Source organism: Pseudomonas fildesensis (assembly GCF_001050345.1).
GTDB classification, from domain to species: Bacteria; Pseudomonadota; Gammaproteobacteria; order Pseudomonadales; family Pseudomonadaceae; genus Aquipseudomonas; species Aquipseudomonas fildesensis.
Genome location: NZ_LFMW01000008.1, coordinates 113,709 through 127,985 on the forward strand (window position 1 = coordinate 113,709; position 14,277 = coordinate 127,985).

Annotated in this window: 12 protein-coding genes; 5 read left to right on the top strand and 7 right to left on the bottom strand. The window is 60.4% G+C overall.

Features of this window, described 5'->3' with window-relative positions; genetic code table 11:
- The first annotated feature begins 115 nt into the window (after positions 1-115).
- Together ACR52_RS14300 and ACR52_RS14305 are read left to right on the top strand one after the other, a co-directional pair.
- Entirely contained in the window at positions 116-1,198 is a 1,083-nt protein-coding gene (locus ACR52_RS14300) for a catalase family peroxidase (RefSeq protein WP_048725164.1), read from the top strand.
- Positions 1,195-1,734: a cytochrome b gene (locus ACR52_RS14305; protein WP_048725166.1), complete on the top strand. Its 540-nt coding sequence runs from the start codon at positions 1,195-1,197 to the stop codon at positions 1,732-1,734. Before ACR52_RS14300 ends, ACR52_RS14305 begins: the two co-directional genes overlap by 4 nt.
- A gap of 158 nt (positions 1,735-1,892) precedes the next feature.
- Here ACR52_RS14305 and ACR52_RS14310 read toward each other — a convergent pair whose 3' ends face one another.
- Together ACR52_RS14310 and ACR52_RS14315 are read right to left on the bottom strand one after the other, a co-directional pair.
- Positions 1,893-3,044, bottom strand: coding sequence for a M14 family metallopeptidase (locus ACR52_RS14310; RefSeq protein WP_048725168.1), 1,152 nt, complete (start codon positions 3,042-3,044; stop codon positions 1,893-1,895).
- Between the two features lie 462 nt (positions 3,045-3,506).
- Positions 3,507-3,857 (bottom strand): DUF6124 family protein, encoded by a 351-nt coding sequence (locus ACR52_RS14315; RefSeq protein WP_048725170.1) that lies wholly within the window; start codon positions 3,855-3,857, stop codon positions 3,507-3,509.
- A gap of 131 nt (positions 3,858-3,988) precedes the next feature.
- Here ACR52_RS14315 and ACR52_RS14320 point away from each other — a divergent pair, with 131 nt between their 5' ends.
- A complete protein-coding gene (locus tag ACR52_RS14320; RefSeq protein ID WP_048725173.1) occupies positions 3,989-4,624 on the top strand; it encodes a LexA family protein in 636 nt (211 codons plus the stop codon).
- Here the strand turns inward: ACR52_RS14320 and ACR52_RS14325 are convergent.
- From ACR52_RS14325 to ACR52_RS14340, 4 genes are all read right to left on the bottom strand, one after another.
- A complete protein-coding gene (locus tag ACR52_RS14325) occupies positions 4,621-6,546 on the bottom strand; it encodes an acetyl/propionyl/methylcrotonyl-CoA carboxylase subunit alpha (RefSeq protein WP_048725175.1) in 1,926 nt (641 codons plus the stop codon). The two genes, ACR52_RS14320 and ACR52_RS14325, sit on opposite strands and share 4 nt — an antisense overlap.
- Positions 6,543-7,349 (bottom strand): gamma-carboxygeranoyl-CoA hydratase, encoded by an 807-nt coding sequence (locus ACR52_RS14330; protein ID WP_048725177.1) that lies wholly within the window; start codon positions 7,347-7,349, stop codon positions 6,543-6,545. The genes ACR52_RS14325 and ACR52_RS14330 overlap by 4 nt, the downstream gene beginning before the upstream one ends.
- Before the next feature lie 161 nt (positions 7,350-7,510).
- Complete coding sequence (locus ACR52_RS14335) at positions 7,511-9,118, bottom strand: carboxyl transferase domain-containing protein (RefSeq protein ID WP_048725178.1); 1,608 nt, start codon at positions 9,116-9,118, stop codon at positions 7,511-7,513.
- Positions 9,119-9,129: 11 nt separating this feature from the next.
- On the bottom strand, positions 9,130-10,293 hold the full coding sequence (locus tag ACR52_RS14340) for an isovaleryl-CoA dehydrogenase (protein WP_048725181.1): 1,164 nt from the start codon (positions 10,291-10,293) through the stop codon (positions 9,130-9,132).
- A gap of 149 nt (positions 10,294-10,442) precedes the next feature.
- On the opposite strand from ACR52_RS14340, the gene ACR52_RS14345 reads away from it, so the two are divergent.
- Together ACR52_RS14345 and ACR52_RS14355 are read left to right on the top strand one after the other, a co-directional pair.
- The gene (locus ACR52_RS14345) at positions 10,443-12,125 is read left to right on the top strand and encodes an AMP-binding protein (protein ID WP_048725183.1); all 1,683 of its coding nucleotides are present in this window, start codon (positions 10,443-10,445) and stop codon (positions 12,123-12,125) included.
- A 221-nt stretch (positions 12,126-12,346) separates the two neighbouring features.
- A protein-coding gene (locus ACR52_RS14355) for an IS3 family transposase (RefSeq protein ID WP_173439249.1) occupies positions 12,347-13,569 on the top strand; the annotation gives its coding sequence in 2 pieces (ribosomal slippage) (positions 12,347-12,698 and positions 12,698-13,569; 1,224 coding nt in all).
- Between the two features lie 44 nt (positions 13,570-13,613).
- Here ACR52_RS14355 and ACR52_RS14360 read toward each other — a convergent pair.
- Positions 13,614-14,270: a thiopurine S-methyltransferase gene (locus ACR52_RS14360; RefSeq protein WP_048725190.1), complete on the bottom strand. Its 657-nt coding sequence runs from the start codon at positions 14,268-14,270 to the stop codon at positions 13,614-13,616.
- Positions 14,271-14,277: the final 7 nt, after the last annotated feature.

Below are 14,277 nucleotides of genomic sequence, written 5' to 3' on the forward strand. Positions count from 1 at the left end.
TTATTCCAGGCTGCGAAAAATAAACCAAAGGCCTGGGAATAGAGCGGATCGGCGTTCGTCTCAATGCTCCGACCTTATGTTTCACCCCTAAGGCCTTTGGCCCTGGAGTTCCTTCATGGTAGATCACTCATCACCGCCCCGTCCTCCGTTGAGCACTGCGAGCCTGATCGCGCGACTCGTCGGCATCGGTGCCGTGGTTGCTGTTGTTGCGGGGGCGTTTGCCTACGTCAACGGCACCCTCGACCCACAACGACTGCGGCCCAAGACCTTGGTCAATGCCCTGGAAACCAATAACGGCGTGCACCCGGGCTTGCGGCGTAACCATGCCAAGGGCGTGTGCGTTGCGGGTTATTTCGAGAGCAGTGCCGAGGCGCGTGCGTATTCCTCAGCCCAAGTGTTCAGCGAGGCCAAGACCCCAGTGATCGGTCGCTTTGCCTTGCCCAGCGGCAACCCCTATGCGCCGGACAGCAGTGTGCCGCTGCGCAGTTTTGCCCTGCAATTCAGCCAGGCCAACGGCCAGCAGTGGCGCACCGGGATGAACAGCATGCCGGTGTTCCCGGTGGGCACGCCCGAGGCGTTCTACCAGATGCTCAAGGCGGGCGCGCCCGACCCGGCGACCGGCAAGCCGAACCCGGCGAATATGCCAGCGTTTTTTGCCTCGCATCCGGAGACGGCGCCGTTTCTGGCATGGGTCAAAACCGCCAAGCCCTCGGCCAGCTACGCAACCGAGACCTATAACGGCATCAATGCATTTTACCTGGTGAGCGCCGACGGTCAGCGCCAGGCCGTGCGTTGGGGCGTAGTACCGCAAAGCCAGGATGCGCCGGGGGATAGCGCGCCGGCAGGCAATGACTTCCTGGAAAAAGACCTGGTGCAACGCCTGGCTTCAGGGCCGCTGCGCTGGCAGTTGAACATGACCCTGGCCAACTCCGGCGACCCGGTGGACGACGCCAGCAAGGCCTGGACTGGCTCGCACAAGGTGATCAACGTGGGCACCCTCGTGTTGCAAAGCAGCCAGCCACAGGCCGATGGCGATTGCCGCGATATCAACTTCGACCCGCTGATTTTGCCGAGCGGCATCGAAGCGTCGAATGACCCGTTGCTGGCCGCCCGTTCGGCGGCGTACGCCAGTTCGTACCTGCGCCGCGCCGGTGAGGTCAGCCCGCTGCACAGCGCCCCTCAGGAGTCGAAGCCATGAACGGTTCACCACGGTTTTTTGCGCCCATGGCGCGTCTGCTGCATTGGTTGATGGCACTGATGATCATCGCCATGCTGTTTATCGGCGCTGGCCTGGCGGCGTCGGTTTCGGAGCGGCACGAGTGGCTGATTCACCTGCACAAGCCGCTGGGCATCGCGATTCTGGCGTTGGTGATTGTGCGGCTGGTCGTACGTTTTTCCACGCGCCAGCCACCGTTGCCCGCCGATTTACCGTTGTGGCAAGTGCTGGCAGCCAAGGCCTCTCATCTGTTGCTGTATGGGTTGATGCTGGTGTTGCCGCTGCTGGGCTGGGCGATGATTTCGGCGGCGGGCGACCCGGTGATGCTCAGCAGCTCGATTCAACTACCGTCGCTGGTGGCGGCCAATGCACCGTTGTTTGCGGTGTTGCGCAAGGCCCATGGTTATCTCGCCTACTTGTTGTTCCTGACGGTGTTGTTGCACCTGGCGGCGGCGTTGTTCCATGGGTTGATTCGGCGTGATGGGGTGTTGCAGAGCATGACGGGCGGCAAGGACTGACCTGAGCCGTTGGTCGATACCTGTGGCGAACGAGCTTGCTCGCGTTGGGTTGCGCAGCAGCCCCAAAACCTGCCTGCTCGGTGTATCAGGTAATAGGGCCGTGCCTGTAATTGGGCCGCTTCGCGGCCCAACGCGAGCAAGCTCGCTCGCCACATTATTCAGCGTAGGGTGCTGACGATATCGGCCACCGTGCTTAATACGTCCTTGCCCAGTTGCATCGAACGTTTACCTGACCAACCGGTTTGCGGGTTAGGGGCGTCGTCATTGTCCTTGAACGGCATTTCGAGGGTCAGCGACAGGCAGTCGTACTTCTCGCCCACTGAATTGCAGGCCAGGGTCATATTGGCCTGGCCTGGCAGGTCACGGGTGTAGCCGTGGGTGGTCTGGAAGTCGCGGGTCAGGGCGCTCAAATGGCTGCGGAAGCGTTTTTCCAGGGCTTCGATTCGCGGGGTGTAGCCCGGGTTGCCTTCACAGCCGGCGGTGAAGATGTAGGGGATTTCTTCGTCGCCGTGTATATCGAGGAACAGGTCGACGCCGTACTTTTCCATTTGCTGCTGGACGAACAGCACTTCGGGGCTAACTTCCTGGCTGGCGCTCTGCCAGGCGCGATTGAGGTCCTGGCCCATGGCATTGGTGCGTAGGTGGCCGTGGAAGGCACCGTCCGGGTTCATGTTTGGTACCAGGTACAGGTCGGCGACGGCCAGCAGTTTTTTCAGCTCGGTGTCACCGTCCTGCTGGAGGCGCTCGATGATGCCTTCCATAAACCATTCGGCCATGTGTTCGCCGGGGTGCTGCTGGGCGATGATCCAGACCTTGCGTCGGCCTGCACCACCTTTGCCACGGCGCAGCAATTGGATATCGCGGCCTTCGACACTTTTGCCGGTGGCCAGCAGTTTAGTGCCGGCTTGGTTCAGCGCCTGGTCGATCAGCCAGTCGTGGCGCTCACGGCTGTAAGGTTCGAAGTAGGCGAACCACGCCTGTTTTTCGCGGGTCTCCAGGCTGATGTGCAAGGTTTCGCCGTCAAAACGCGTGGGTACGCGGAACCAGTTGGTATGGTCGTAGGACGCCACGGCGTTGTAGCCGCTCCACGCGTGCTTATAGGAGGATTGGCTAGCGTTGCTCAGGCGGAAGGTGTGGGTGTGGCCCACGTGCATGCCTTCGGCCTTGAAGTGAAACCATTGGAAATGTTGGCTGCGGGTATCGGGGTTGATTGCCAGCAGCAACTGATGGGCATCACTGGCATCCAGGACCTGGATATTGCCACTGTCGAAGTCGGTGCTGATCTTGATGGAGGTCAAGGCCACGGTCATAGTCTGGTTGCCTGAATATGAGTTTGTGGCGGCTATATTACACAGAGGTTGCGCAAGATCTTGACGCAAAATTGTTGCGAGGGGAGGGGGGCGTCATCCCTGACGCAGCAGCAGCTTAGAGTCTATGAGATTGATTCTCAAGCGCTATCTCGCAAAGATCGGGGCTAGAGCATTCGACTGGCTTTCTTTTGGCGATGGTCTTTTGCTACCATGCGCGCCATCAAGCAACACACAGTCTTCATTAGCCTGAAGCCATGCCAGGGAAACTGGCAAAAAAAAGACCCGGCCAAAGAGCCGGGTCAAAAACCGTGATTAGCCTGATGAGGAGATATTCCAAGAGTCCGACCTAAGGTCCCTTGGTCTATCGACTGATCTCGCGATCAGCTGGGTCCAATAATAATCATTATCATTTGCAAGTCAAATGTTTTTATCCATGAGATAGAAATATTTTTCCTGCGCGCGTCATCCGTTTGCCTGAGTCTGCGACACTCGCAACGACCGCTCCACCATCGCTTTCGCCATATCGATCAAATACACCACTGAAAATGCCAGGTCGCGCTGATTGCCTTGATGGTTGCTTGCCGACTCGTAGGCCGTGGCGGCTGCGCTGCGCAACAGTTCCGAGGCGTGCACCAGCGCTTCCTCCTGGCTGATGCCGGGTTTGATGCTGAACAACGCGTCGTTCGGCGGCGCTGCGGACATATCTTCTTTCAAGTAATAGTCGAGTGCGCGCTGGGCGGCGCCGCTGCTGCGCATGTCGAGCAGTTCGTTGATTTCAGGTGTGGCGGGCAGGGGATACGGGCTTGTCATCATGAAGGTCGGTACTCTGGATGGGTGTCGAAAACCTGATGACCGATAATAGTACGTATCGTATTTATGTCGTTTTATGGATTACTACAAACTGTTTATTGCCCTGTAAAATACGCAACGTATTGTCAGGCCCCATGGATAAATGGATTGCGTTGGTCAGAGCCAACATGAAAGACCCCAGGGTCACGCAGGATGAACTGGCCGAACGCTTGGGCATGTCCCAGGGCGGTGTCGGCCATTGGCTCAACAAGCGCCGTGTGCCGAGCCTGGCGGACATGAACCGGGTGCTGGAAGAGTTGGGGCTCGGGTACCTGGAAGTGACGCTGGAGATTCGCGAAAAGACCGACGCGGAACCAACTGCGCACACACACTACAACCCGTATTTTCGCTACCCGGTCAGCGACTGGAAAGGCGTGTGTGAAGTACGTGAAGAGCGCCCGGCCTACGGCGCCGCCCGGTTTGAACTGACGGACTACCACGCACGGGGCGATGCGTTCTGGCTACCCGTCACTGGAGACGCGATGACGGCCCCCAGCGGCCTGAGCATCGGCGCAGGCACGCTGATCCTGGTAGACCCGGCCATCAATGCCGAACCCGGCAAGTTGGTCGTCGCCCAATGGTCCGACAGCACCCAGGCCACCTTTCGGCAATTGCAGGAAGAAAGCGGCCAGCTTTACCTGGTGCCGCTCAACCCAACCTACCCCAAGGTGCTGTTCACCGACGATTGCCGAATCCTTGGCGTCGTCGTGCAGGCCACGGCGAAGTTTTAGTCCGCCGTTTCGAGTTCCACCAGCGCGCAACCTTCTGCAACCATTTCGCCTTCCTGGCAAAACAGCGCCTTGACCACCCCGGCCTGAGGCGCACGGATGCTGTGCTCCATCTTCATGGCCTCCAGCACCACCAGTTGCGTACCGGCTTCAACGGTTTGCCCGACGTCCACCAGTACCCGTACGATGCTGCCATTCATAGGGGCCGTGAGGCCACCTTGATGGGACTGGTTGGCCTCGACCGCCGCAATCGGGTCGAACAGGCTGACGGCGAGCATCTCACCGTTCCAGCGCAGGAACAGCGTACCGTCGCTGCGTACCGCCAGCAGAGAGCGGCGCACGCCTTGTTGCTCGATCACCAGCTGTTCGCCGCGCAATTGCGGCGCATCCCTTGACAACGTCACCAGCCGATCCTGGCCGTTGCAACACAAGTGCAGCGACACCTCAGCGGGCAGGCCGGCGCGAAAACCGCGCGTATCTGCCCAAGGTCCGTGACCTATTGGCAAGCTCTGCATGAATGCGGAACCTGCCGCCTGCCAGAATTCGTCGCTCAATTCTCCGGCCAACGGCAGCAGTTCGTCCTGATAACGCGGAATAAACCCGGTATCCAGTTCAGCTGCCGCAAATGCCGGATGGCCGATGATGCGCCGCAGAAAGCCCAGGTTGGTCTTGATCCCGCCGACGGCAAATTCATCGAGCATGCTCAGCAACCGCAGCCGCGCCTGTTCACGGTCCTCGCCCCAGGCAATCAGCTTGCCGAGCATTGGGTCGTAGAAGGGCGAGACGCTGTCGCCTTGTTCGACACCGCTGTCCACGCGCCGCCCAGGGCCGGCTGCCGATTCGCGGTACAGCGTCAGGTGCCCGGTGGCGGGCAGGAAATCATTCGCCGGGTCTTCGGCATACAGGCGCACCTCGATTGCATGGCCAATCAGCGGCACCTGCTCTTGGGTGATCGGCAGCTTCTCGCCCTGGGCCACACGAATCTGCCAGGCCACCAGGTCGAGGCCTGTAATCGCTTCTGTTACCGGATGCTCCACCTGCAGTCGCGTGTTCATCTCCATAAAGAAAAACTCGCCACGGGCATCCAGCAAGAACTCCACGGTGCCCGCGCCCACATACCCGATCGCCTGGGCTGCGCGCACCGCCGCTTCGCCCATGGCCTTGCGCTGCGCCACACTCAAACCCGGCGCGGGCGCTTCCTCGACGACCTTTTGATGCCGACGCTGGATCGAACAATCGCGCTCATTAAGGTACAGGCAATGCCCATGCTGATCGGCAAACACCTGGATCTCGACGTGGCGCGGCTTGAGCAGGTACTTCTCCACCAGCATCTGCCCATTGCCAAACGACGACAGCGCCTCACGCTGGGCAGAAGCCAGGGCTTCAGCCAACTGACTCACGTCCTCGACCACCTTCATGCCTTTGCCACCGCCGCCGGCCGTGGCCTTTAGCAGCACCGGGTAGCCGATGCGCGCGCAGGCGTCGCGGAAGGTTTCCAGGTCCTGTGCCTCGCCGTGGTAACCCGGCACCAGCGGCACGCCTGCGGTTTCCATCAGTGACTTGGCAGCGGATTTGCTGCCCATGGCATCGATTGCCGAGGCGGGCGGGCCGAGGAAGATCAGCCCGGCTGCCTCGATGGCGCGTGCAAAACCGGCGTTTTCCGACAGGAAGCCGTAGCCCGGATGAATCGCCTGGGCGCCGCTGGCCTGGGCGGCGGCGATCAATTTGTCGATTTGCAGGTAACTGTCTGTGGCTTTGCTGCCACCCAGGTCGACGCGGATATCGGCCTCGCGGCTATGCCGGGCATCGCGGTCGGTGGCGCTGTGCACCGCGACGGTGGTCAGCCCCATTGCCTTGGCGGTGCGCATCACGCGGCAGGCGATCTCGCCACGGTTAGCCACCAGCACGGTGGTCAGTTTGGTCATGAGCGCGGCTCCTGGGATTGCCAGCTAGGCGCACGTTTTTGCAGGAACGCGCGCAAGCCTTCCTGGCCTTCGGCGCTGACGCGAATGCGGGCGATGGCATTCTCGCAATAGCGCCGCAGCGATGGAGTGAGCGCGCCGTTACCCACTTCGCGTAGCAAATCCTTACTCGCGCGCATGGCCGCCGGGCTGTTTTGCAAGAGGTTGGCGACCCATTGATCCACCTGTTGATCCAGTGCCTCGGCCGGATAACTTTCCGCCAGCAGGCCGATGTCGCGTGCTCGCTGGCCGCCAAAACGCTCCGCCGTCAGGGCATAGCGACGGGCCGCGCGTTCGCCGATGGCCTGCACCACAAATGGACTGATTACCGCTGGCGCCAGGCCAATGCGTACTTCCGACAGGCAGAATTGCGCATCATCGGCGCCAATCGCCATGTCGCAGCAACTGATCAGGCCCAGCGCGCCACCGTAGGCCGCGCCTTGCACCACCGCCAGTGTCGGGATTTTCAGTTTGGCCAGGTTGTACATCAGCTCGGCCAGTTCGCGGGCGTCGTCCAGGTTGGTGTGGTAATCCAGCTCGGCCGACTGCTGCATCCAGGCCAGGTCGGCACCGGCGCTGAAATGCTTGCCGCGCCCGCGCAGCACCAGAAAGCGCAAGGAAGGATCGCCCTGCACCTGGTCGAGGGCGATGATCAGTTCGCGGATCATCTCGGCGTTGAACGCGTTGTTCTTGGCTTCACGACTGAGCCACAGCGTGGCAAAGCCACGGGTGTCGGTGATCAATTCGAGGGTGTTGAAATCGCTCATGCAAGGAGCTCCATGATGATGAGAGGTCTCCTGTCGGAGCGAGCTTGGTGTGGCGAGCAAGCTTGCTTGCGCTGGGGTGCGAAGCGCCCCCAAAAAGCCGGAGACTGCTGCGCAGTCAGCGGGAGCAAGCTCCCTCGCCACACCAAGCGCGCTCCTACAGGTTACATGCGGAACACGCCGAAGCGGCTCGGCTCGATGGGTGCATTCAGTGCGGCGGACAGGGCCAGGGCCAGCACGTCGCGGGTCTGTAACGGGTCGATGACGCCGTCGTCCCACAGGCGGGCGCTGGAGTAGTAGGGGTGGCCCTGGGTTTCATACTGGTCGAGGATCGGCTGCTTGATCGCCGCTTCCTCTTCGGCACTGAACCCCACGCCTGCACGTTCGGCCTGCTCACGCTTGACCTGCACCAGCACGCCGGCCGCCTGTTCGGCACCCATCACGCCGATACGCGCGTTGGGCCACATCCACAAAAAGCGCGGGTCATAGGCACGGCCGCACATGCCGTAGTTGCCGGCACCAAAACTGCCGCCGATGATCACGGTGAATTTCGGCACCTTGGCGCACGCCACCGCTGTGACCAGCTTGGCGCCATGCTTGGCGATGCCACCGGCTTCGTATTTCTGGCCGACCATGAAGCCGGTGATGTTTTGCAAAAACAGCAGCGGAATCCCGCGCTGACAGGCCAGCTCGATAAAGTGCGCGCCTTTTTGCGCGGCTTCGGCGAACAGAATCCCGTTGTTGCCCAGGATCGCAATCGGGTAGCCGTGCAAGTGCGCAAAGCCGCACACCAGTGTGGTGCCAAACAGCGCCTTGAACTCATCGAACACCGAGCCGTCCACCAGCCGCGCAATCACTTCGCGCACATCAAACGGCTGCTTGGCATCGGCCGGGATCACGCCGTAGAGCTCTTCGCTGCTGTACAGCGGCGCCACCGGCGGGCGTTGCAGCAACTCACCCTGTTTGCGCCAATTGAGGTTGGCCACACTGCGCCGCGCCAGGGCCAGGGCGTGTTCGTCACTGTCGGCATAGTGGTCGGCGACGCCGGAGATCTTGCAGTGCACATCGGCGCCGCCGAGCTCTTCGGCGCTGACCACTTCACCAGTGGCGGCCTTCACCAACGGTGGGCCGGCGAGGAAGATGGTTGCTTGCTGGCGCACCATGATCGCTTCGTCGGCCATTGCCGGCACATACGCGCCACCGGCGGTGCATGAGCCCATCACTACGGCAATCTGCGGGATGCCCCGGGCGCTCATGTTGGCCTGGTTGAAGAAGATCCGCCCGAAATGCTCGCGGTCGGGGAACACTTCATCCTGACGCGGCAGGTTGGCGCCGCCGGAGTCCACCAGGTAGATGCACGGCAGGCGGTTCTGTTCGGCGATGGTCTGCGCGCGCAGGTGTTTTTTTACGGTCAGCGGGTAGTAGGAGCCGCCTTTCACCGTGGCATCGTTGGCGACGATCATGCACTCGACGCCTTCGACACGGCCGATCCCGGCAATCACCCCGGCGGCGGGCACGTCTTCGCCATACACCTGATGGGCGGCCAGTTGGCTGAGTTCGAGGAATGGCGAGCCTGGGTCCAGCAAGCGATTGATGCGCTCGCGGGGCAGCAGTTTGCCGCGCGAAGTGTGACGCTCCTGGGCCTTGGCGCCGCCACCTTGTTGTACATGGGCAAGCAGGGTGTGAAGGGCGTCGACCTGCTGGTGCATCGCCGCGCTATTGGCGGCGAATTCCGCCGAGCGCGGGTTGAGTTGAGTGTGCAAGGTGGCCATGGCGCGCTCCTTCAGCGGGTTTCGTTGAAGAGTTCGCGACCGATCAACATCCGTCGAATCTCACTGGTGCCGGCGCCGATTTCATACAGCTTGGCGTCACGCAGCAGGCGTCCGGCGGGGAATTCATTGATGTAGCCGTTGCCGCCCAGAATCTGGATCGCGTCGAGGGCCATTTGCGTGGCGCGTTCGGCGCTGTAGAGGATCACCCCGGCGGCATCCTTGCGCGTGGTTTCGCCGCGTTCGCAGGCCTGTGCCACCGCGTACAGGTAAGCGCGGCTGGCGTTGAGCTGGGTGTACATGTCGGCGACTTTGCCCTGGATCAGCTGGAATTCGCCAATGCTCTGACCGAACTGTTTGCGGTCGTGGATGTAGGGCACGATCAGGTCCATGCACGCCTGCATGATCCCGGTCGGGCCGCCGCTCAGCACCACGCGCTCGTAGTCCAGGCCGCTCATCAGCACTTTGACCCCGCCGTTGAGCATGCCGAGGATGTTTTCTTCCGGCACTTCCACGTCATCGAAGAACAGCTCGCAGGTGTTGGAGCCGCGCATGCCCAACTTGTCGAACTTGTTGCTGCGGCTGAAGCCCTTCCAGTCGCGCTCGACGATAAACGCGGTGATGCCGTGGGCGCCTTTCTCAAGGTCGGTCTTGGCGTAGATCACGTAGGTGCTGGCGTCGGGGCCGTTGGTGATCCAGGTCTTGCTGCCGTTGAGCACGTAGCGGTCGCCGCGTTTGTCGGCGCGCAGTTTCATCGAGACCACATCGGAACCGGCATTCGGCTCGCTCATGGCGAGAGCGCCGACGTGTTCGCCGCTGATCAGCTTGGGCAGGTACTTGAGCTTCTGTTCGTGATTGCCGTTGCGGTTGATCTGGTTGACGCACAGGTTGGAGTGGGCGCCGTAGGACAGCGCCACCGAGGCCGAACCCCGGCTGATTTCTTCCATGGCCACCACGTGGGCCAGGTAACCCAGGCCGGCGCCGCCGTATTCTTCCGGCACGGTGATGCCCAGCAGGCCCATGTCACCGAACTTGCGCCACAGGTCGGCGGGGAACAGGTTGTCGATGTCGATTTGTGCCGCGCGGGGGGCGATTTCCTTGGTCACGAAGTGCTGCACCTGGTCGCGCAGCATGTCGATGGTTTCGCCCAGGGCGAAGTTCAGGGACGGGTAACTCATGGACAGGCACCTTAAATTGATCTTTGTTGTTGTGTGGGCCGAGCACCGGGGAGGGCGCTCACCTTTACGTTAACGTAAGCTTGCGTTGCGGCGCTGTCAATCGTAGTTTACGTTTACGTCAACCTACAAAAAAGACAACAGGGGTGGTTATGGATCAACCGAATCAGAGCTACAGCCGTGGCTCCCAGGACAAGACCTTGCTGGCCATGACCATTGGTCAGGCCTTCGATCACACCGTTGCCCGCTACCCCGAGGGCGAAGCGCTGGTGGTCCGCCACCAGCAACGTCGCTACACCTGGCAGCAACTGGCCGAGACCGTTGACCTGCACGCCCGTGCGTTGCTGACGCTGGGCCTGCAAACCGGCGACCGCTTGGGCATCTGGGCGCCCAACTGCGCCGAGTGGTGCGTCAGCCAGGTGGCCAGCGCCAAGATTGGCGTGATCCTGGTCAATATCAATCCGGCGTATCGCAGCAGCGAACTGGAGTACGTGCTCAAGCAGTCCGGTTGCCAATGGCTGGTGTGCGCGGGTTCGTTCAAGACCTCTGATTACCACGCGATGCTGCAGGAACTGGTGCCGGAACTCGCCGAACAATCCATCGGCCGACTGCAATCAGAAAAACTGCCGGACCTGCGCGGTGTGATCAGCCTCGACCCCAGCCCGCCCCCGGGATTCCTGCCCTGGTCGCAACTGTCGGCCCTTGGCGCAGGCATCCCGTCCGAGCAGTTACACGCCCGCCAAACGAGCCTGCACTTCGATCAAGCCGTCAATATCCAATACACCTCCGGCACCACCGGCTTCCCCAAGGGGGCCACCCTCAGTCACCACAACATCCTCAATAACGGCTACATGGTCGGCGAAAGCCTGGGGCTGACAGCGCAGGATCGCCTGGTGATCCCGGTGCCGCTGTACCACTGTTTCGCCATGGTGATGGGCAACCTGGGCTGCATCACCCACGGCACCACGATGATCTACCCCAATGACGGTTTCGACCCACTGCTGACCCTGACCGCCGTGGCCGAAGAGCACGCCACCGGCCTGTACGGCGTGCCCACGATGTTTATTGCCATGCTCGATCACCCACGGCGTGGCGAGCTCGACCTTTCTACCCTGCGCACCGGGATCATGGCCGGCGCCACGTGCCCGATCGAAGTGATGCGCCGGGTCATCAGCGAGTTGCACATGAGCGAAGTGCAGATCGCCTACGGCATGACCGAAACCAGCCCTGTGTCCTTGCAGACCTGCGCCGATGACGATCTGGAACGGCGCGTCACCACGGTCGGCCGCACCCAGCCGCAACTGGAACACAAGATCATTGATGTCAACGGCAACACCGTTGCGCGCGGTGAGGTCGGTGAGCTGTGTACCCGTGGCTACAGCGTGATGCTCGGCTACTGGAACAACCCTGACGGCACCCGCGACGCCATCGACGAGGCGGGCTGGATGCACACCGGTGACCTGGCGACCATGGATGAACACGGCTACGTATGTATCGCCGGGCGCAACAAGGACATGATCATCCGGGGTGGCGAGAACGTGTACCCGCGCGAGTTGGAGGAGTTTTTCTTTACGCACCCGGCAGTGGCCGACGTGCAGGTGATCGGTATTCCGGATGAGCGTTACGGCGAGGCCATCGTCGCCTGGGTCAAGTTCCACCCCGGCCATGTGGCCAACGAACTGGAGTTGCAAACCTGGTGCAAGGGCCGCATCGCGCACTTCAAGACGCCCAAGCACTTCAAGTTTGTGCAGGAGTTTCCGATGACGGTGACGGGCAAGGTCCAGAAATTTCGCATGCGCGAGATTTCCATCGAGGAACTGCAACGCAGAACCTAATGTGGGAGGGGGCTTGCTCCCTATAGCGGAGGCTCAGTCAACGTATGTAGCGACTGACCCCGCTATCGGGAGCAAGCCCCCTCCCACATTAGTCCCGCGGTGAGTCAACAAATTAGTGAAGACACAGACAGCACAAAGGGGACCCGAGGGTCCCCTTTAATTTGTCGTTGTCTTGTCCTGAATAAGGTTTACACCTTCTGACCCAATCTCAGGAGGGCGTAATGAATTCAGGAAAAAGGCGCAGTCAGCGTGATTACTCGCTGACCTTTAAATTGTCAGTCGTCGATCAGGTCGAAAAAGGCGAGTTGAGTTATAAAGAGGCTCAAGAGCGCTACGGCATTCAGGGCAAATCGACGGTATTGAACTGGTTACGCAGGCATGGTCGACAGAACTGGAGTCAAGGCGCGTCCATTCGTACCCAGAGATCCCGTTCCATGGATGAGCCCGACAAGCTGCTGACGCCCGAACAGCGAATCAAAGAGCTTGAAGAGCAACTCGCTCAAGCCAATCAGAAAGCTCAGTTTTTCGAAGCTGTTGTTGATGTACTCAAGAACGACTTTGGTGTCTCTGTCGTAAAAAAGCGATCCGGCAAGTCCTCTCCCAAAGGAAAGTCCAAGACCTGAGTATCAGCCGGGCTTGCCAGTTCATCGGGATTTCCCGTCAGGCGTATTACAAACGCATTCGAGCATGTAATGCCCGAGCCCTCCAGGCTCAGGAGGTCATGGGGTTCGTGCACGAAAAGCGCCTCAGACAACCTAGGCTCGGAACCCGAAAGCTTCATAACCTCATGCATAGCGAGCCCGAAGTCTCGGTAAAGATCGGTCGAGACTGCCTTTTCGACATTTTGCGGGATCGCCGAGAGTTGGTTCCTCGCAAGCGGGCCTATCACAAAACGACAAACAGTCATCATCGCTTTCACCGGCACCCCAACCTGCTCAAAGAAGGGCCTTCACAGGTAGTTGCTACGGCGCCAGAACAAGTTTGGGTAGCCGATATCACCTACTTACCCACTCAAACGGGCGTGGCCTATCTGAGCTTGGTGACTGACGCCTACTCTCGGAAAATCGTGGGGCATCATGTTCACGAAAGCTTGCACACGGAGTCTGTGATTCAGGCATTCAGTAAAGCCCTCAAGTGCAGAACAACAGAACACAACCTTGTTCATCACTCAGATCGAGGCATCCAGTACTGCTCCGAGCTTTATCAGCGGCTGCATGTAAAACACGGTATCCGGTGTTCAATGACCGATGGTTACGACTGCTACCAAAATGCTTTGGCCGAACGAGTGAACGGGATTTTGAAAACCGAGTTTCTCTTGCACCGGCCCAAAGATGCGGCTGAAGCCGCGCGAATGGTGGATCAATCGGTGCAGATATATAACAGCGAGCGGCCACATCTATCGCTGAAATACAAAACGCCCGATGCGGTGCATCGGGCGTTTTGAGGCTGAAATGGGTGTAAACCTATTTCAGGACTAGACAGCGCGATTTACGCCTTGGTCAAACGGTACACACGCTCTTCAAGGCGGGTGACGCCGCCCTGCACGAACTTCCAACTCTCGCCCAGGATGTCTCGCTCTTCGAGTACCTCCAGGGCCCAGTGCATCCCCAGCAGCATCTTCACCTCGTCATCGGTCACCGCAAACGGTGGGCCGACCTTCTGTGTCTGGTCATAGTCGAGCGTGATCAACAGGCCCTGGCAGCCCTTAGCTAGAAAGGTATTCAAATGTTCGGTGTATTGCGCCCGCATCAGTGGTGGCAATGCGATCAACGCCGCGCGGTCGTAGAGTGCCGCGCAATCGCCCAATGCATCGGCGTCCAGCGTGAAGAAATCACCACACCACACCTCGATCTCACCCGCCTGGTACACCTTGGACTCGCCACGCCGGCTGATACGCGGTGCAAGCCCCTGTTCACTGAAGAACGCCTCGACAGCCTGCTCCGACAACTCCACACCCAGCACACGATGCCCTTGGCTCGCCAGCCAGATCAGGTCCAGGCTTTTACCACACAGCGGCACCAGCACCTTTGCGCCATCGGCGAGTGCCAACGTCGACCAGTGGCGTTGCAGGTACGGATTGACCTCGGGCAAGTGAAATCCAATCTGATTGCGCGCCCAGCGCTCCTGCCAAAACTTAGGCTCCATGAATCAC

Bases quoted from the DNA above. Each gene is read 5' to 3' on its own strand.
- ACR52_RS14320 (WP_048725173.1), top strand. From the start codon at position 3,989: ATGGATAAATGGATTGCGTTGGTCAGAGCCAACATGAAAGACCCCAGG.
- ACR52_RS14345 (WP_048725183.1), top strand. From the start codon at position 10,443: ATGGATCAACCGAATCAGAGCTACAGCCGTGGCTCCCAGGACAAGACC.
- ACR52_RS14310 (WP_048725168.1), bottom strand. From the start codon at position 3,044: ATGACCGTGGCCTTGACCTCCATCAAGATCAGCACCGACTTCGACAGT.
- ACR52_RS14300 (WP_048725164.1), top strand. From the start codon at position 116: ATGGTAGATCACTCATCACCGCCCCGTCCTCCGTTGAGCACTGCGAGC.
- ACR52_RS14315 (WP_048725170.1), bottom strand. From the start codon at position 3,857: ATGATGACAAGCCCGTATCCCCTGCCCGCCACACCTGAAATCAACGAA.
- ACR52_RS14325 (WP_048725175.1), bottom strand. From the start codon at position 6,546: ATGACCAAACTGACCACCGTGCTGGTGGCTAACCGTGGCGAGATCGCC.
- ACR52_RS14330 (WP_048725177.1), bottom strand. From the start codon at position 7,349: ATGAGCGATTTCAACACCCTCGAATTGATCACCGACACCCGTGGCTTT.
- ACR52_RS14335 (WP_048725178.1), bottom strand. From the start codon at position 9,118: ATGGCCACCTTGCACACTCAACTCAACCCGCGCTCGGCGGAATTCGCC.
- ACR52_RS14340 (WP_048725181.1), bottom strand. From the start codon at position 10,293: ATGAGTTACCCGTCCCTGAACTTCGCCCTGGGCGAAACCATCGACATG.
- ACR52_RS14305 (WP_048725166.1), top strand. From the start codon at position 1,195: ATGAACGGTTCACCACGGTTTTTTGCGCCCATGGCGCGTCTGCTGCAT.
- ACR52_RS14360 (WP_048725190.1), bottom strand. From the start codon at position 14,270: ATGGAGCCTAAGTTTTGGCAGGAGCGCTGGGCGCGCAATCAGATTGGA.